A 17699-nucleotide genomic window follows, 5' to 3' on the forward strand; every position below is an offset into this window, starting at 1 on the left:
TCATGCACGCCTCTTCCTCTCCCTTCACTCCCGGCAACCCCTACGACTCCAGGCGGGTGCCCGTGTTCGCGCGCAATGCCGTGTCCACCTCCCACCCGCTGGCGGCGCAGGCCGGCCTGCGCATGCTGTGGGCAGGCGGCAACGCGGTGGACGCGGCCATTGCGGCGGCGGCGGCCATGACCATCGTCGAGCCGGTGAGCAACGGCCTGGGCTCGGACGCCTTCTGCATCCTCTGGGATGGCAAGGAGCTGCACGGACTCAACGCCAGCGGCCGCGCACCGCAGGGCTGGGCGCCCGAGTACTTCCACCAGCGCTACGGCCGCCAGGACAAGCCGCCGCGCCGGGGCGTGGACTCCATCACCGTGCCGGGCGCCGTCAGCGCCTGGGTGGCCCTGCACGAGCGCTTCGGCAAGCTGCCCTTTGACGCGCTGATGGAGCCGGCCGCCGAGATCGCCGAGCGCGGCTACCTGGTGCCGCCCGTGGTCCAGCAGAAATGGGCCGCAGGCGCGCCCGAGCTGCAATCGCAGCCGGGGTTCAGGGAAAGCTTCCTGCCCCGGGGCCGCGCGCCTGAGGTGGGCGAGCTGTTTTGCTTTCCCGCTGCAGCGCGCGCCCTGCGCGCCATTGGTGCCACGCGCGGCAAGGCCTTCTATGAAGGCGAGATTGCCCGGGCCGTGACCTCGTTCGTGCAGCAGCACGGCGGCTGCCTGGGCATGGCCGACATGGCCGCGCACGAGGTGCAATGGGTGCAGCCGCTGGCCAAGGACTACCGCGGCCACACGCTGCACGAGATACCGCCGGGCGGGCAAGGCATTGCCGCGCAGATTGCGCTGGGCATTCTGTCCAACTTCGACCTGGCCAGCCTGCCCGTGGATGGCGTGGCCTCCCAGCATCTGCAGATCGAGGCCATGAAGCTGGCCTTTGCCGACATCTACCGCTACGTGGCCGATGCGGACATGGAGGTGACGCCCGCACAGATGCTCGACGACGCCTACCTGGCCTCGCGCGCCAGGCTCATCGATCCGCGCCGTGCGCAGGACTTCAAGGCCGGCAACCCCGTGCGCGGCGGCACCATCTACCTGACGGCAGCCGACGAGAACGGCATGATGGTCAGCTTCATCCAGAGCAACTTCTCGGGCTTTGGCTCGGGCGTGGTGGAGCCGAGCTTCGGCATCAGCCTGCAAAACCGCGGCCACGGCTTCGGCACCGACCCCCAGCACCCCAACCGCGCCAACCTGGTGGGCCCGGGCAAGCGCCCCTTCCACACCATCATTCCGGCCTTCCTGACCCGCGACGGCCAGCCCGTGATGAGCTTCGGCGTCATGGGCGGCAACATGCAGCCCCAGGGCCACATGCAGACTGTGGTGCGTATGCTGGACTACCGCCAGTCGCCCCAGGCGGCCTGCGATGCGCCGCGCTGGCGCGTCAACGAAGGCCTGTCCATCAACGTGGAAGGCGGCATGGACCCGTCCACCATCGCCGGCCTGCAGGCGCTGGGCCACCAGGTGGAGGTCATCCACGACCCCTACCAGGACTTCGGCGCCGGCCAGTTCATCTGGCGCATGGGCGATCCCGCCGTGGAGGGCTACCAGATCGCCAGCGACCCGCGCCGCGACGGGCTGGCGGCCGGGTTCTGAAGCGTGCTCCAACCCGCCTGTGGCTACTCCGCGCGCAGACGCCCCTGCCGGGTCAGCCGCGCCGCCAGCGCGGCTTCTTCGCTGACCAGGCGCTGCAGCACGGCCGCGCTGGCCGGGAAGGGCTCGCTGCCCAGCTCGCGGATCAGGCGGCTGAACTCCGGGTCGGCCACAGACTGGGAGATCCAGCCATACAGGCTGTCCACGCTGGCCGTGGGCGCACCCTTGGGCGCGAACACGCCCACGAAGGTGGTGGCATCGAACACCGGCAGGCCCAGCTGGGCCAGGTCGGGCACATCGGCCAGCCCGCCCCCGGCGCGCGGCCCCAGCACGAGCAGCGCGCGCAGGGCGCCGCTCTTGATATGCGGCGTGGAGCTGGTGATCTGGTCCACCACGGCATCGATCTGCCCGCCGATCAGATCGACCAGGGCCGGCCCCGATCCCTTGTAGGGCACGGGATTGACGCGCACCTTCACCGCATCTTCCAGCTGCAGCACAGCCAGGTGATTGGGCGAGCCCGGGCCGGCATGGCCCACGGTCACGCTGCCATCCTTGGCCTTCATCGCCTTGATGAAATCGGCAGCGGTCTTGAAGCGCGCGTCGTTGGCGCGCACCACCACGACCACGGGCGTGCGGCTGACCACGGCAATGGGCGCAAAGCTGTCGGCGCGGTAGGGCAGCTTGATCATCTCGGGCAAGGTGCCCAACTGGCCCGGCGTGGCCACCAGCAGCGTATGCCCGTCCGGCTCGGCGCGCGCCACCCAGCCCGAGCCCACGGCACCACCGCCGCCCGCACGGTTGTCCACGATCACGGACTGCCCCGCATGCCGGGCCAGCGGAATGCCCAGCGTGCGGGCCACGATGTCCACGTTGCCGCCCGGAGCAAAGGGCACGACCAGCGTGAGCGGCTTGGCCGGAAATGCGCGCGCCTGCACTGCCGATGCAGCCGATGCCGCAGCCAGCGCCGCGAAAGATACCGCCGTGCGGATAAAGCCTCTGCGGCCCGATGTGATTCGATTCATTTTCTCTGTCTCCTGCTATTTGAAAATCAATGACCCCAATACAGGCGCGCGGGGTTATCGACCAATACCGTGTGCCTGTATTCCTCTGGAACCCAATCCATCAATGCCTGCGCCAATTCGCCAGCAGAATTCGAACGGGCCTTTATTCCGGGATGCGGCCAGTCTGACCCCCATACGATCCGGTGCGGATTGGCCTGCACCAGGGCATGTGCAATGGGAGTCACGGCCGGGTCCACGGCCGATGCCGTTGCCGATATCCGGTAGGCGCCCGAGAACTTCACCCAGGCCCGCCCTTCCTTCATCAGCGCCTGCAGGTTGCAGCTGCCCGGCCCGCCGGCGCCCAGCTGGCGCGACGGGTGGCCGAAGTGATCCACCACCACGGCCACGCCCATGTCGGCCACGCGCTGCGCCAGGCCAGGGTCTTCATCCACGTTCACCAGCAATTGCACATGCCAGCCCAGGCCCCGGATGCGGTCGGCCACGGTCCGCAGGCTGGAGACCGAGACCCCGCCCGAAAACAGCGCATTGCACCGAGCGCCCCGCACGCCCAGGGCGTGCAGCGCTTCGATCTCTGTATCCGGCGTGTCCTCGTAGATCACGGCCACGCCCCGCATACGGCCCGCCTCGGCATGGCGCAGCGTCTGCTTGAGCAGGCCGTGATCGCGGCCATACACGCTGGGCTGGACCAGAACGCAGCGGCCCACGCCCAATGGGCGAAAGGCTTTCCAATAATCGTCCATGGACGCAACGGCCGGTGTATAGGCGCTTTCCGCAATCAACGGAAAATCATCGGAACGACCAAATACATGGAAATGGGTATCGCAGGAATTTTCCGGAAACAGATATTGTTCCGCTGGATTTTCGACTGCGTCGCAATCAACGGCACAGCGGTTGAAACTGGGTGAATTCATGGGCATTCATTTCAAAGCTGGTGCATTGTCGTGACGCACGTAAAATTCAGTCAAGCTCATCTTTGTCATCATCAAAATGAACAGCATTCAACATGCAGACGGCGCGCCTCGGGCTCCGGTCAACCTGCGCAGCATCGACCTCAACCTGCTGGTGATCTTCGAGGCCCTGGTGGAAGAACGCAGCGTGGGCAAGGCCGCCGCGCGGCTGGGCATCACCTCCTCGGCCGTCAGCCATGCGCTGCGCCGGCTGCGCACCCAGTTCAACGACCCGCTGCTGCTGCGCACGGCCGAAGGCATGTCGCCCACGCCCGAGGCCGTGCGCCTGGCGCGCAGCTTCCGCAAGGCCTTCAGCGAGATCGAAAGCGCCATCGAGGTCAGCAAGGGCTTCGATCCGGCCACGGCGCGGCGCAATTTCCACCTGCGCCTGTCCGACTACGTGGGCGTGCTGCTGCTGCCGCAGCTGTGCATCCATCTGCGCGCCGTGGCGCCGGGCATCAGCCTGTCGGTGCAGTCCTTCGACGGCCGCCAGCCCTCGGACCGTGTCGAGTACGAAGGCGTGGAGATACGGCTGTCCGTCTCGCGCGGTCGCTCGGTGCTGTCGGCGTCACGCCGCCTGCTAGACGACCAGTGGATGGTGCTGATGCGCAAGGACCATCCGGCCGCCGCCTCCCCGCTCACGCTGGAAAAATACCTGGAGCAGGGCCACCTGAAGGTCACGGGCGTGGGCAGCAGCATCGTGGACGAGCTCCTGGCCGAGCGCGGGCTGGCGCGGCGCGTGATGTTCCAGGTGCCCACCTGGCTGGGCATGGTGCCCGTCATCGAATCCACCGACCTGGTGGCCGCCATGCCCGCGCACTGGATGCACAGCGTGCTGTCCGGCTCCAACTGCGTGGCGCGCCCCATGCCCCTGCCCGAGCTGGCCCTGTCCATCGACGCCGTCTGGCATCCGCGCAACGACCATGACGCGGGGCACAAATGGTTCAGGGAGCTGATCCACCAGATCTTCCAGGAGGCGTACAGCAAGTCACAGTGCGGATATATACTTTGATACATACCAGCAGGAGGAATCACCGTGACGCAGACTGCCAAGCTTTTCACCACCGGTCGCAGCCAGGCCGTGCGCCTTCCCTATGAATTCCGGTTCGAGGAAAAAGAGGTCTACATACGTCGCGACCCCGTCACGGGCGACGTGATCCTGTCGCGCCGTCCCGACTCATGGCAAGAGTTCTTTGCGCTCGACGCCACCACCGACGTGCCGGCCGATTTCATGGACACCGCTGACCGAGCGCAGCCAGAGTCAGGCCGCGATCCGTTTGCCGACGAAGGCAGTGCGCGATGACACGCTACCTGCTGGACACCAACATCGCCAGCCACATCATCAAAGGCGATATCCCTGCCGTGCGCGAACAGCTGGTTCGCGTACCCATGCACCAGATCGCAGTGTCGGCGGTCACGCAGGCCGAACTGATGTACGGGGTCGCCAAGCGCGGCCACCCTGCCGGGCTGTCGCTGCGGGTGACAGGGTTCCTGGCCCGCGTCGAGGTGCTGCCCTGGACGGCCCAGGTGGCCGATGCCTACGGCCACCTGCGCGCCGCTTGCGAGGCGGCCGGCATCACGCTGGCCTCCATGGACATGATGATTGCCGCGCACGCCCTGCTCCTGCAGCAGCAGGCCGCGCAGGCGGGCGAGCGCTCGGTGCTGGTCACAAGAGACCGGGTGTTCAGCCGCATTCCCGAACCCGGACTGGCCATCGCGGACTGGACCACCGGCCCGGCTGGCTGAATCGGCGCTTAACCCAGCCCTCATGATTTTCGGTGAAGATGCGGTCTTTCCGCCGCACAAGCCATGACACCAGAACAACACACTCCAGCGCTGCAGCGCCGCAACCTCGGCCTGCTCGTGGCCGCGCAATCGCTGGGGGGCGCGTCGCCGCCCATCATCATTTCGCTGGGCGGCCTGGTCGGCCAGCAGCTGTCCACCAATCCCACGGCCACCACGCTGCCGGTCAGCATCTACCAGCTGGGCCTGGCGCTGTCCACGCTGCCTGCGGCCTGGCTGATGCAGCGCATGGGGCGGCGCACGGCCTATGTGCTGGGCGCCATCCTGGGCGTGGTCTCGGGCGTGATCGCGGCCCAGGGCATTGCGCACTCCGATTTCGTGACCTTCTGCATCGGCACGGCGCTGGCGGGCTTTTACGCGGCCTGCGTGCAGAGCTACCGCTTCGCGGCCACCGACGCCATGACCGCCCCCGCCGAGCAGGCGCGCGCCATCTCGCGCGTGATGATCGGCGGGCTGATCGCGGCCATCATCGGCCCGCAGGTGGTGATCTGGACGCGCGACGCCCTGCCCATGACGCCGTTCGCCGGCAGCTTCTACAGCCAGGCCGTGCTCGCCCTGCTGGCCCTGCCGCTGCTGCTGGGCCTGAAGCTGCCGCCGCCCCAGGCCCGCGCCGTGGCGGGCGAGGCCCGGCCGCTGGCCGAGATTGCGCGCACGCCGCAGTTCATCGTGGCGGCTTCGGCCGGCGTGGTCAGCTACGGCCTCATGGCCTTTCTGATGACGGCCGCGCCCATGGCCATGGTGGGCTGCGGCCACACGGTGGGCGAGGCGGCGCTGGGCATCCAGTGGCATGTGCTGGCCATGTTCGCGCCCAGCTTCGTCACGGGCCGGCTGATCGCGCGCTTCGGCAAGCGCCGCATCACGGCGCTGGGGCTGGTGATGATCGCCGCCTCGGCCCTGATGGCGCTGATGGGGCTGGAGCTGCTGCACTTCTGGGGCTCCCTGGTGCTGCTGGGCGTGGGCTGGAACTTCGGCTTCATCGGCGCCACCGCCATGGTCACCGAGTGCTACCGGCCCGCAGAGCGCGCCAAGGTGCAGGCGCTCAACGATTTCCTGGTCTTCGGCACCGTGGCCGTGGCCTCGTTCGGCTCGGGCCAGCTGCTGCACACGGCCGGCTGGGACGGCATCAACACCTGGCTGCTGCCCATCGTGGGCGTGGTGCTGCTGATGCTGGCCATGCAGGGACGGGGTCGCGGCGCGGGCGCGCCGGCCTGAAGCCCCGACCGGTCAATCGCCAGGGTCCGCACGGCGGCTGCCCAGCCAGAGCACGGCCACCCAGCCCAGCAGCGCCAGGGCCAGCAGCACGGACAGATGCCATAGCGCCGCCTCCAGCGGCGCGCCGGCCTGGTTCAGTCGCAGCGAGGCCTGGATGGCGGCCGTGCTGGGCGACAGCCAGCGCAGCGCCTGCAGCAGTTGCGGCAGGGCTTCGGCCGGCCAGCTGAAGCCGCCGACGAAGGCCAGCGGGATGGAGGTGAACAGCACCACCTGCATGGCACGCTCGCGGTTGGCCAGCCACCAGCCCAGCAGCGCCGCCGCCCCCGCCACGGCCGGGACGAAGACGGCCAGCAGCGCCAGCGCGCCCCAGGGATTGCCGCCGCGCGGATAGTCGTGCCAGACGAAGATCCAGCCGAAGTAGTACAGGCCCGAGAGCCAGCCCAGCGTGCACAGCGCCAGCAGCCGCGCCAGCCAGGTGCGTGCCGGCGCCCTGTCCAATCCCTGCTCGCGCCAGGTTCCCACCAGCAGCGCGCCGCCCATGAGCAGTGTCTGCTGCAGGATGATGATGGCCACGGCGGCGACGACGAAGCTGCCGTAGCCTTCCGTCGGATTGAACAGGGCCTGCATCTGCAGGTTGACGGGCGAGCGGCTGACCTGGGCCTGCAGTGCGCTCTGTCCGCCGGCCGTCAGGCGCCGCAGCTCCACGCCTGCCGAGACCGTGCCAAAGGCCTCGGCAAAGCCGTACTGCACCTGCTTGGCGGCCAGCGGGTAGGCACCGTTGGCATAGACGGGGACCACGGCCTCTTCGCTGCGCACCACGCGGCGCTTGAGGTCGCGCGGCAGCAGCGCGTAGCCCATGACGCGGCCATCCAGCAGGGCCTGCTGCGCCTGGGCCTCGTCGCCCGTGACCAGGGTCACCTCGATGCGCGGGCTGGCCTGGGCAAAGCGCAGCATCTGGCGTGCCAGGCCGCTGCCGTCGTGCTGCACCACGGCCACGGGCACGCGCTGCACGACCTCCTGCCCATAGAACCAGGGATAGAAGAAGCCGTAGAGCACGGGCGCGCCCACCAGCAGCATGAGCACGCCCACGTCGCCGAACACGGCACGCAGGGCGTTGATGAAGTCATGCGCAAAGCCCCTGGCCATCTCAGCGCCCTCCCCATTTGTCGGGGCGGGAAAGGCCGCGCGCCAGGCCTGCCGTGGCCAGCAGCAGCAACACCAGCGCGGCCAGCAATAGCCCGGCCACCACGGGCAGGCTCTGCACGATGGGCGCGCCCATCTGCAACTGCTCTATCTGCAGCCGCGCATAGTGGGTATAGGGCATGGACAGGGCCCAGGCACGCGCCGAATCCGGCATAGCCAGCAGCGGAAAGCCCACGCCGCTGAACGCAAAGGCCGGCGCCGACAGCAGGCCCGCCCCCGAAAGCGCCGTGCGCAGCGACAGCGTGAGCGCCGCCAGCAGCGCCCCCGCCGCCAGGCTCACGGCGATCAGCAGCAGCAGGGCCAGCGCCACCCAGGCCAGGCTGGCAGCGCCCTGCCCCGGATGCCAGCCCCGTCCGGCCGTGAGCCACAGCATGGCCAGCGTACCGCCCAGGCCCAGGCTGGCCCAGGACAGCGCCAGCTTGCCTGCCAAGGCGCCCGCAATGGCGCTCCAGCCGGGCTTTGCCGGGCCCGCAGCCTCGGCCATCCACTGGCCCAGCGTGCGGTCGCGCAGCTCGCGCCCCACGGACCAGGCGCCGGCCGTCATGCCCAGGATGTGCAGCAGCGCGGGAATCAGCGCCGCCGCCAGGAACTGTTCGTAATTGGTGGAGATGTTGAACAGCGACACCAGGTTGGTGCGTATGGGCTCCATGCGCACGCGCAGCGCCTGGGCCGGGTCGCCGCGCTTGGCACGGGCCTGCATTTCCACGCCGGCCGACAGCGTTCCCACCACCTGGCGCAGGTCGCGCTGGATCAGGCTGGAATGCGTGGCCAGCTGGGCGTTGTGCATGAGCACCACGTCGGCCCCCTGGCCCCGCTTGATGTCGCGCGCAAAGCCGGGCGGGATCTGCACCACGGCGTAGGCATTCATGGACTGCAGCGCCCATTGCGCCTCCGAGGCATTGAGCGCCTGCGACTGCACGGCCAGGCCCGGCGTGGCGTCCAGCATGCGCACCAGTTGGCGCGACAGGGCGCTGTGGTCCTGGTCCCAGACGGCGACGGGCAGGCGCTGGACCAGGCCTGCCGAGAAGATCCAGACCATGAGCAGCAGCGCCAGCAGCGGCACCCAGCTGACCATGGCCAGGTCCCAGGGCCGTCCGCGCAGCAGACGCCATTCGCGCCGCAGGCTGGCGGCAAAGGCCGTGGGCGGGTTCGCGCTCACTGCCGCCGGCCGCTCAACGGCCGCCTTCCACGACCACGCTCATGCCGGGCCGCGCGCCTGCAATGGGCTGCTGCGGCCGCGCGCGGACCTCGAAGGTGCGCGCATCGAAGCCTTGGCCGGCGCGCGTGGCGCGCCAGGTGGCGAAGTCGGGCAGCACCCCCAGGTAGTAGACCTCGAAGCCGGCCTCGCGGTTGTCCAGGCCCGGCAGGCGGCCGGTGAAACGGCTGCCCTGGGCAAAGCGTGCAAGCTGGTCCTCGCGCACATTGAGCACCACCCACTGGTCGGTCAGGTCCACCACGGTGACCACGGCCACGCCCTGCGGGGACAGCTCGCCCTGGCGGGCCAGCACCTGGACCACCTCGCCGCCCACGGGGCTGCGCAGCTCGGTCTCGGCACGCGCGGCCTCCACCTCGGCGACCACGCCCTGCACCTGGCGTGCCTGGGCCTGGGCAGCGCTGCGATCCTCCTGGCGCGCGCCCGAAGCCGCCATTTCATATTGCGCGCGCGCGGCCAGCGCCTGGTCGCGCGAGGCGCGCCAGTTGGCATCGGCTTCATCGCGTTTCTGGGCCGCAACCAGTCCCTGGTCGAAGAGGCTTTGCACGCGGCGCAGCGAGGTCTGGGCCAGGTCGGCGGCCGTCTGGGCGCGCTGCCAGTTCAGGCGCGCCATCTGCACTTCCTGCGGGCGTGCGCCGGCCTGCGCCTTGTCGGCCTGGGCCTGGGCGGCATCGCGCGCGGCCTCGGCCTGGGCCAGCTTGGCGCGCACCTCGGGGCTGTCCATCTCCACCAGCAGATCACCGGGCTGGATCTTCTGGCCTTCGGTGACGCGCACCTTGGCGATGCGCGCCGTGACCTTGGGCGCGATGTCGGTCTCGCGCGCCTCCATCTGGCCCTGGAAATACAGGGGGGCGGGCTGCGCCGCACGCCAAAAGCCCCAGGCCACGAGCAGCAGCACGGCCAGCACGATGGCCAGGGCCAGCCAGGGGCGCCTGCGCCCCGGCGGCACGGGCGCGGGGCCGGGTGCTTCGGTGGCGCTGCGGGGATGGTCGGGCGTGGCTGTGCTCATGGTGCGTCGGGTGGGATCTGTATGTCGGCCTGGGCCATGAATCGGTCGAATTCCTCGCTCTGGCCCGTGCTCTCCAGCAGTGCGGCCAGGGCCTGCACATACTGGTTGGCCAGTTCGGCACGCTGGGTCTGGACCTTGGCGAGATTGAGGCTGGCATCGATCAGGTCCAGCGTGGTGCTGGTGCCTTCCCGCAGGCCGGCCTCGCGCAGCCGCAGCAGCTCGCGAGCAAGATCCTCCTGGGCCTGCTGGGCCTGGTACTGGCGGCGTGCCTGCTCCACGCCCAGCCAGTTCTTCTCGACCAGCAGCGCGATGTCGCTGAGCGCCTGGGCTTGGGTCAGCTCGGCCTGCTCGATCTTGCGCTGCGAGGAGGCGGCCAGCGCATCGCGGTCGATGCTGTCCCACAGCGTCCAGCGCACAGCCACGCCTGCCACCCAGTTGGGCTTGCCGCTGGTGTTGACCTCGCGCGAACCGAAGGCCAGCAGCTGCGGCCGGCGCAGCGCCTCCTGGGCGTCGTGCAGGGACTCGGCCTGGCGCTTCTTGGCCTGGACCTTGTCCAGACCCGGATGGTGCGACTGGGCCGCGGCGACGAAGCCGTCCAGCGGCGGCAAAGGCCGGCTGCTGACGAACAGCGGCGTACTGGGCAGCACCTGCCGCTGCGCCTTGACCGTGCGCGCCAGCGCCGCTGCGGCCAGGTCTGCGTCGTCGCGCGATTTGCGCGCCTGCTGCTCGGCGTCGGCCAGCGCGGCACGGGCCTGCAGGCGCTCCAGCCGGGAGATCACGCCCGCCTTGAGCATGCTTTGCGCGGCCGCGTCATGCACGCGCACGCCCTCAAGCGCACGCTCACGCAGCCGTGCGGCCCGCTCGGCCAGCTGGGCGCCGAAGTAGCGCTGCACCAGCAGCGAATGCAGGGCGTGGCTGCTGCTGGCCGCATCGGCCAGGGCTTCGTCGGTGGCAGCGTCCAGGCCACTGCGCACCGCATCGGACAGGCCGCCCAGGTACAGCGGCCAGACCAGGGACAGGCTGGCCGAGGCGTTCGTGCTCTTGCGCTGCAAGGCATAGGAGGTGGGCAGTTGCGGCAGCGAGGGAATGGCCGGCCCCACCGAGGGCGGCAGCTGGCCGAGGACGCCGTCCAGGGTGCGCCGCGCAGGATCGAGATCGATGTCGGCATTGGCCGAGTAGCGGTAGCCCAGGCCCGTGATGGCCACGGAAGGCCCGCCCAGCCCCTGCGTACCCTGGCGTCTGAGCCGCGCGCTTTCCACGGCCTTGGCCGAGGCGGCCAGTTGGTCGGAGCCCTCCAGCAGCGCCTGGCGGGCCTGCACGAAGCTCATCGCGGCGGCGGCCTGGGAGGCCGGAGCCTCCCCTGCAGCCTGGGCCGCCCCTGCGACCATGCCCAGCGCCGCCAGCCACGGCACAAAGCGCGCGGGCCGCGCAAGCAACGGAAAAAACATGGAAGCGCTCAATGGCATGAATGGGGGCGCCTTGCGTGGTTCACCGATGGTGGCGAAGCTTACACGGGCTTGCAGGCGGGCCCCCGTCGGACAAGGTCCTGTGCCTTGTGCCCCCGGCACCGTGCAGCAGGGCCGATTTGCGTGGCGTTCCATCCCATTTCTGTGCGCAGGTGCCGCGCCATGCCGCTACACTGGCGCCTGCCTGCGCGAGCATGTCCTGGCGGACCTGTCCGCAGGCCTTTTTTTTCTGCCCGGCATCGGCCCGATGCCCCGACTGACCACCATGTCCACCGTCTTCAACTTCACCTTCGTCCCCTGGTTCCGGTCCGTGGCTCCCTATATCCACAAGTTCCGACACCAGACCTTTGTGGTGGGACTGACGGGCGAGGCCATCGCATCGGGCAAGCTCAGCTCCATCGTCCAGGACCTGGCCATGATCCAGGCCATGGGCGTGAAGATCGTGCTGGTCCATGGCTTCCGTCCCCAGGTCAACGAGCAGCTTGCCGCCAAGGGCCATGAGGCCCAGTACTCGCGCGGCGTGCGCATCACCGACTCCGTGGCGCTGGACTGCGCCCAGGAAGCCGCTGGCCAGCTGCGCTATGAGATCGAGGCCGCCTTCAGCCAGGGCCTGCCCAATACGCCCATGGCCGGCGCACGGGTGCGGGTGATCTCGGGCAACTTCCTCACGGCGCGGCCCGTGGGCATCGTGGACGGCGTGGATTTCAAGCATTCGGGCCTGGTGCGCAAGGTCGATGTCAGCGGCATCCGCAGCGCCCTGGACATGGATGCCATGGTGCTGATGTCGCCCTTCGGCTTCTCGCCCACCGGCGAGGCCTTCAATCTGAGCATGGAAGAGGTGGCCACGCGCGTGGCCATCGAGCTGAAGGCCGACAAGCTGATCTTCATGACCGAGGTGCCGGGCATCCGCATGGACCCTACGGGTCCGGCCGACGAGACCAACCCCATCGACACCGAGCTGCCGCTGGCCACGGCCCGCCGCATGCTGGCCGAGCTGCCCACGCCCGAGCAGCCCACGGACACGGGCTTTTACCTGCAGCACTGCGTGCATGCCTGCGAGCACGGCGTGGAGCGCAGCCACATCCTGCCCTTCGCCATCGACGGCGCGCTGCTGCTGGAGATCTATGTGCACGACGGCATCGGCACCATGATCATCGACGAGAAGCTGGAAGAGCTGCGCGAGGCCACGCCCGACGACGTGGCCGGCATCATCCAGCTGATCGAGCCCTTCGAGAAGGACGGCACCCTGGTCAAGCGCAGCCGCACCGAGATCGAGCGCGACATCGCCCACTACACCATCATCGAACACGATGGCGTGATCTTCGGCTGCGCCGCGCTCTACCCCTATCCCAGCGCCCGGACGGCCGAGATGGCGGCCGTCACCGTCTCGCCCAAGAGCCAGGGCACGGGCGATGGCGAGAAGCTGCTCAAGCGCATAGAGCAGCGCGCCAAGGCCCAGGGCCTGGACAGCCTGTTCGTGCTGACCACGCGCACCATGCACTGGTTCATCAAGCGCGGCTTCCAGCCCGTGGACCCCGACTGGCTGCCCGAGGCGCGCAAGGCCAAGTACAACTGGGACCGCAAAAGTCAGGTCCTGGTCAAGAAGCTGTAACCCCCTGAGGCGCTGTGCGCCTTCCCCCTCACGAGGGGGGCATACGGGCGGCCGGCGACACCCTCGGTGCGGGGGCGGCGCGGCCGGCCCAGGCCCTTCCTCGGTGTCTCTCGTCTTCAGGCCGCGCCAATTTTTTTGAAATCGCCCAAATCAAGCGACATGGTGGCGCAACTCAGCCTTGCACTGCTGCCTGCCAGCGTGCGGCCGCCTTGCCGGCCGCTGCCAGCGCCGCATCGCGCTGCGGCGCGTCGGCCGGGCATTCGGTGAGGTAGCCCGTCACCAGCAGCGGTGCGCTTTGCGGCGTGGGCCAGGCGATGACGGCATCGTTGGCCGTGCCGCGATCGCCGGTGCCCGTCTTTCCACCCACACGCCAGCCGGCCGGCATGCCCGCGCGCAGGCGCTTGTCGCCCGTGCGGCTGGCCACCAGCCACTGCTGCAGCAGCGCGCGGCCATGGCCGTCCAGCACCGATCCCAGCAGCAGGCGCTGCATGCTTTGCACCATGGCCAGGGGCGTGGTGGTGTCGCGCTCGTCGCCGGGCAGGCCTTCGTTGAGCTCGGGCTCCATGCGGTCCAGGCGCGTGGTCTCGTCGCCGCTGGCGCGCAGCCACTGCGTCAGCGCCTGCGGGCCGCCGCTGGCGTCCAGCAGCAGGTTGGCGGCCGTGTTGTCGCTGAGCACCACGGCGGCCTCGCACAGCTCGGAGATGGTCATGCCGCCGCCGTCACCGGCACGCGGGCCGCTGGCCGGCGAGTAGGGAACCAGCCGGGAGCTGGCGTAGTGCACGCGGCGCGACAGGCGCTCATCGCCCTGCTGCACGCGGTCCAACACCTGGGCGGCCAGCAGCAGCTTGAAGGTGCTGCACATGACAAAGCGCTCGTCGCCGCGGTGGTCCACGCTGGCGCCCGACTCCACCTCCAGCACGGCCACGCCGAGCCGGCCGCCCACACTTTTCTCGATGCGCGCCAGCTCGGTCCTGAAGGCCTGGTCGGCAGCCCCCTGTTTTTTTGATGGCAGGGCGCAGCCGGCCAGCCCGGCCGCCATCCAGGCGGCCGCGCCGCCCGTCATCAGAAAATCGCGTCTTTGCATTGTTTTTCCTTTTCAGTTGCAGATCGACAACCGCAACGATAGCGCCGCGCCCAATCTGCGACCAGCGTGAATAATTGGCAGCATCCCTTAGAAAAACTATTGGCTCACCATGCAACTGCCCCTCAATGCCCTGCGCATGTTCGACGCGGCCGCGCGCCATCTCAACCTGACGCGGGCGGCCGACGAGCTGTGCGTGACCCAGGCCGCCGTCAGCCAGCACATCCGCAACCTGGAGGAGCGCCTGGGCAAGCCGCTGTTCCGGCGCCTGCCGCGCGGCCTGGCGCTGACCGACGAGGGCCATGCGCTGTGGCCTGCCGTGGCCGAGAGCTTTGCGCGCATAGAGCATTCGCTGCAGCAGGTGGCCGAACCGCGCCCGCGCGAGATCCTCACCGTGGGCGTGGTCGGCACCTTCGCCATCGGCTGGCTGATTCCCAGGCTGGGCCAGTTCCAGCAGCAGCACCCCTACATCGACCTGCGACTGCTCACGCACAACAACCGCGTGGACCTGGCCGGCGAAGGGCTGGATGCGGCCGTGCGCTTTGGCGACGGCGCCTGGCAGGGCACGCGCGCCGAGCTGCTGCTGCGCGCGCCGCTGACGCCCATGTGCACCCCGGCCCTGGCCCAGCGCCTGCGCCAGCCGGCCGACCTGGCCGGGCAGACGCTGCTGCGCTCGTACCGCCTGCAGGAGTGGGAGAGCTGGTTTGCCACGCTGGACCAGAGCGCGCCGCTGGCGCGCGGCGCCATGTTCGACTCCTCGCTGACGCTGGCCGAGGCGGCCGCCCAGGGCGCGGGCGTGGCCCTGCTGCCGGCGCGCATGTTCCAGCACCTGCTGCAGCAGGGCCGGCTGGTGCGCCCCTTCGAGCAGGAGGTGGACACGGGCGCCTACTGGCTGACCCACCTGCGCTCGCGCGCACCCAGCGCGGCGCTCAAGACCTTCAGGCAATGGCTGCTGGCGCAGCTGCAATAGCCACGGACGCCCGCGGCAAGACCCGCAGGCCGCCCGACTTTGGCCCCGGCGCTATCATCTGCCGCTTTTGGCCCCTAGCCCCGTTCCCGCTCCATGACCCAGACCCTGCCGGTTCTCTACTCGTTTCGCCGCTGCCCCTACGCCATTCGCGCCCGTCTGGCGCTGGCCCATGCCGGCCTGGCCTGCGAGCTGCGCGAAATCAACCTGCGCAACAAGCCGCAGGCGCTGCTCGATGCATCGCCCAAGGGCACGGTGCCCGTGCTGGTGCTGGAGGACGGCCGCGTGATCGAGCAGAGCCTGGATGTCATGCTGCACGCGCTGCGCGCCAATGACCCGGACGGCTGGCTGGCACCGACCAGCGGCTCGCTGCAGGACATGCTGGCGCTGATCGAGCGCAACGACGGCTTTTTCAAGCACGCCCTGGACCGCTGCAAGTACCCCGAGCGCTATACGGCCGAGGAGGTCAACCACGCCCAGGCCGATGCCCTGACCTGGCTGGCCGAGCTGGACGACCAGCTGGAGGCCACCGGCTACCTGTTCGGCCAGAACCCCAGCCTGGCCGACATGGCGCTGCGCCCCTTCGTGCGCCAGTACGCGCGCATCGACGAGTCGCAATGGAACGAGCAGCCCTGGCCGCACCTGCAGGCCTGGCTGCAGCGCTGGATCGACTCGGCCCTGTTCGCCGAAGTGATGGAAACCTACCCGGGCTGGGTGCCCGGCACGCGCGGCCCGGTCTTTGCCGCCGGCGGCGTGGGCAGCGACTGACGCCTGCCCGCCCCGTGTGCCCTGCCCCGGGTCGGCAGGGGCTGCGCAAGGCAGGCAAAGCTGGCACAGTGGCAGGCTGTTGCCAACCGCATGAGCCTTCGCCGACATGACCCTCGCCACCCTGCTCGTCTTCTCCCTGGTCGCGCTGATCGCGATCATCACCCCCGGTCCCACCGTGCTGCTGGCCCTGGCCAATGGCTCGCGCCACGGCGTGCGCCGCGCCCTGCCCGGCATGCTGGGCGCCGTGCTGTCGGACTTCGTGCTGGTCGGCGCTGTCGCGCTGGGCCTGGGCGCGCTGCTGGCGGCTTCGGAGTTCTGGTTCTCGGTGGTCAAGTGGGCGGGAGCGGCCTACCTGGCCTGGCTGGGCCTGCGCATGCTGCGCAGCCAGGGCGGATCGCTGTCGGCACCCCAGGGTGACGGCAAGGCAGAGGCCGGTGCCGACGGCTACAGCGCCCGTACCGTGCTGTTCAAATCGTTCCTGGTCGCCGTGACCAATCCCAAGGGCTACCTGTTCTGCTCGGCCCTGCTGCCCCAGTTCATCGACCCGGCGGCCGCCCAGGCGCCGCAGTACATCGCCATTGCGCTGGTGTTCGCGCTCATCGATTTCCTGGTGATGCTGGCCTATGCCTTCGCCGGATCACGCGCCGCGCGGCTGCTGCGCGGGCGGGCCGTGATGTGGCTGGACCGCCTGTGCGGCGGCATGCTGCTGGCGCTGGCAGGCTCGCTGGCCTTCTACCGCCGCGCGTCGAACTAGGCGCGCCGCCCAAGAGCCGCGCCCCCCGCTGCGTCAGCGCGTCGTCCCCATGACATCGTCCAGCTGCAGCACGGCAGCGGCGTTGGCCGTGGTGGTGGCCAGGGTGTCGATGGCGCCGGTGCGCAGGGCTCCCAGGATGGCCGTGACCTTGCTGGATTCGGCCGCCACGGCGATGACGTTGGGTATGCGCAGCAGGTCCTCGCGGCTCAGGCCGATGACGCGGTCCTGCATGGGGGTTGCGGCCGGCTGGCCGTGGATGTCGATGAAGTCGTAGCCCATCATGTCGCCCACCGTGCCCGCGCGGCGGGCGTCCGAGATCTCCTGCGCGGAAAACCAGCCCATGCGGGCCATGTTGCTGTCCACGCTGACATCGCCCACGCCGATGAGGGCGATGTCGGCGCGGCGCGCCTTGTCCAGGGTGTGCCTGACGGTGTCGTTGTCCAGCAGCGCCTTGCGCAGTTGCGGATCGCCCACCAGGGCCGGCGCATAGAGCGATTCGGACTTGCCGCCAAAACGCGCGGCCAGGCGGCGCGCGATGTGGTCGGCGTTCATCGCCTCCCCGCCACGGTAGGAGCCGCCGATGGCGCTGACGAAGTGGCACTCCCGCCGTGTGGCGGACAGGGCGTGCTCGGAGACCGAGGACACGTTGCGCCCCATGCCCACGGCCACGATGGAGCCGTCGACCAGGATGCGCTCCAGCTCGCTGGCCACCAGCCCTGCCAGCAGTTCGCGCTGCCGGTCGGCATCCTTGTGGTCCACCGCGATCAGCGCGCGCTTGATGTGAAAGCGCTCGGTCAGCTGCCGCTCCAGGTCGGCGGACACCAGCGAATGCGGCCGCACGCGGATCTCGACAATGCCCTCTTCCTGCGCGCGGCGCAGCAGCCGCCCGACGGTGGCGCGCGAGATGCCGAACTCCTTGGACAGTTGGTCCTGCGTGCATCCATCGACGTAGTACAGGGTCGCCAGTCGCGTCAGGTCGCTTTCAGTCAAGGGTGCCTCCAAGGGTGCCGG

At 69.5% G+C, this 17699-nt stretch carries 17 protein-coding genes; 9 read left to right on the plus strand and 8 right to left on the minus strand.

Features of this window, described 5'->3' with window-relative positions:
* Positions 1-2 precede the first annotated feature (2 nt).
* Complete coding sequence (locus ACF8NF_RS08940) at positions 3-1634, plus strand: gamma-glutamyltransferase family protein (RefSeq protein ID WP_288898576.1); 1632 nt, start codon at positions 3-5, stop codon at positions 1632-1634.
* A 23-nt stretch (positions 1635-1657) separates the two neighbouring features.
* Here the strand turns inward: ACF8NF_RS08940 and ACF8NF_RS08945 are convergent, their stop codons facing one another.
* Positions 1658-2653 (minus strand): tripartite tricarboxylate transporter substrate binding protein, encoded by a 996-nt coding sequence (locus ACF8NF_RS08945; protein ID WP_392450471.1) that lies wholly within the window; start codon positions 2651-2653, stop codon positions 1658-1660.
* 26 nt (positions 2654-2679) lie between these two features.
* A complete protein-coding gene (locus tag ACF8NF_RS08950) occupies positions 2680-3564 on the minus strand; it encodes an amidohydrolase family protein (RefSeq protein ID WP_343740411.1) in 885 nt (294 codons plus the stop codon).
* A gap of 76 nt (positions 3565-3640) precedes the next feature.
* Here ACF8NF_RS08950 and ACF8NF_RS08955 point away from each other — a divergent pair, with 76 nt between their 5' ends.
* From ACF8NF_RS08955 to ACF8NF_RS08970, 4 genes are all read left to right on the plus strand, one after another.
* Positions 3641-4612, plus strand: a complete 972-nt coding sequence (locus ACF8NF_RS08955) for a LysR family transcriptional regulator (protein ID WP_034367441.1) — start codon at positions 3641-3643, stop codon at positions 4610-4612.
* Positions 4613-4636: 24 nt separating this feature from the next.
* Positions 4637-4903 carry an antitoxin gene (locus ACF8NF_RS08960; RefSeq protein WP_016453264.1) on the plus strand — a complete coding sequence of 89 codons (267 nt, stop codon included), beginning with the start codon at positions 4637-4639 and terminating at the stop codon, positions 4901-4903.
* Positions 4900-5346, plus strand: a complete 447-nt coding sequence (locus ACF8NF_RS08965) for a type II toxin-antitoxin system VapC family toxin (RefSeq protein ID WP_034367439.1) — start codon at positions 4900-4902, stop codon at positions 5344-5346. The genes ACF8NF_RS08960 and ACF8NF_RS08965 overlap by 4 nt, the downstream gene beginning before the upstream one ends.
* Positions 5347-5409: 63 nt before the next feature.
* Positions 5410-6615 (plus strand): MFS transporter, encoded by a 1206-nt coding sequence (locus tag ACF8NF_RS08970; protein ID WP_074923495.1) that lies wholly within the window; start codon positions 5410-5412, stop codon positions 6613-6615.
* 12 nt (positions 6616-6627) lie between these two features.
* On the opposite strand, the gene ACF8NF_RS08975 is transcribed toward ACF8NF_RS08970, so the two are convergent.
* Genes ACF8NF_RS08975 through ACF8NF_RS08990 form a run of 4 tightly spaced genes read right to left on the minus strand, consistent with a single transcriptional unit; the run spans position 6628 to position 11488 of the window.
* The gene (locus tag ACF8NF_RS08975; protein ID WP_074923494.1) at positions 6628-7761 is read right to left on the minus strand and encodes an ABC transporter permease; all 1134 of its coding nucleotides are present in this window, start codon (positions 7759-7761) and stop codon (positions 6628-6630) included.
* A gap of 1 nt (position 7762) precedes the next feature.
* Positions 7763-8977, minus strand: coding sequence for an ABC transporter permease (locus tag ACF8NF_RS08980; RefSeq protein WP_017406195.1), 1215 nt, complete (start codon positions 8975-8977; stop codon positions 7763-7765).
* A gap of 13 nt (positions 8978-8990) precedes the next feature.
* The gene (locus ACF8NF_RS08985; protein ID WP_074923492.1) at positions 8991-10040 is read right to left on the minus strand and encodes an HlyD family secretion protein; all 1050 of its coding nucleotides are present in this window, start codon (positions 10038-10040) and stop codon (positions 8991-8993) included.
* Positions 10037-11488 carry a TolC family protein gene (locus ACF8NF_RS08990; RefSeq protein ID WP_392450472.1) on the minus strand — a complete coding sequence of 484 codons (1452 nt, stop codon included), beginning with the start codon at positions 11486-11488 and terminating at the stop codon, positions 10037-10039. The genes ACF8NF_RS08985 and ACF8NF_RS08990 overlap by 4 nt, the downstream gene beginning before the upstream one ends.
* A 283-nt stretch (positions 11489-11771) precedes the next feature.
* Here ACF8NF_RS08990 and argA point away from each other — a divergent pair, with 283 nt between their 5' ends.
* Complete coding sequence (gene argA / locus ACF8NF_RS08995; protein ID WP_012206372.1) at positions 11772-13118, plus strand: amino-acid N-acetyltransferase; 1347 nt, start codon at positions 11772-11774, stop codon at positions 13116-13118.
* A 172-nt stretch (positions 13119-13290) separates the two neighbouring features.
* Here argA and bla read toward each other — a convergent pair whose 3' ends face one another.
* Positions 13291-14202 carry a class A beta-lactamase gene (gene bla, locus ACF8NF_RS09000; protein WP_034367430.1) on the minus strand — a complete coding sequence of 304 codons (912 nt, stop codon included), beginning with the start codon at positions 14200-14202 and terminating at the stop codon, positions 13291-13293.
* 109 nt (positions 14203-14311) lie between these two features.
* Between bla and ACF8NF_RS09005 the strand changes: the two genes are divergently transcribed.
* From ACF8NF_RS09005 to ACF8NF_RS09015, 3 genes are all read left to right on the plus strand, one after another.
* Positions 14312-15169 carry a LysR family transcriptional regulator gene (locus ACF8NF_RS09005; protein WP_016448249.1) on the plus strand — a complete coding sequence of 286 codons (858 nt, stop codon included), beginning with the start codon at positions 14312-14314 and terminating at the stop codon, positions 15167-15169.
* A 93-nt stretch (positions 15170-15262) separates the two neighbouring features.
* Positions 15263-15934 (plus strand): glutathione S-transferase, encoded by a 672-nt coding sequence (locus ACF8NF_RS09010; protein WP_016453271.1) that lies wholly within the window; start codon positions 15263-15265, stop codon positions 15932-15934.
* A 106-nt stretch (positions 15935-16040) separates the two neighbouring features.
* Entirely contained in the window at positions 16041-16688 is a 648-nt protein-coding gene (locus ACF8NF_RS09015) for a LysE family translocator (protein WP_013801705.1), read from the plus strand.
* A gap of 33 nt (positions 16689-16721) precedes the next feature.
* Here the strand turns inward: ACF8NF_RS09015 and ACF8NF_RS09020 are convergent, their stop codons facing one another.
* Positions 16722-17678, minus strand: coding sequence for a sugar-binding transcriptional regulator (locus tag ACF8NF_RS09020; protein WP_012206377.1), 957 nt, complete (start codon positions 17676-17678; stop codon positions 16722-16724).
* Positions 17679-17699 lie beyond the last annotated feature (21 nt).

The organism is Delftia sp. WSY_22, from assembly GCF_043104185.1.
GTDB lineage: Bacteria > Pseudomonadota > Gammaproteobacteria > Burkholderiales > Burkholderiaceae_C > Comamonas > Comamonas tsuruhatensis.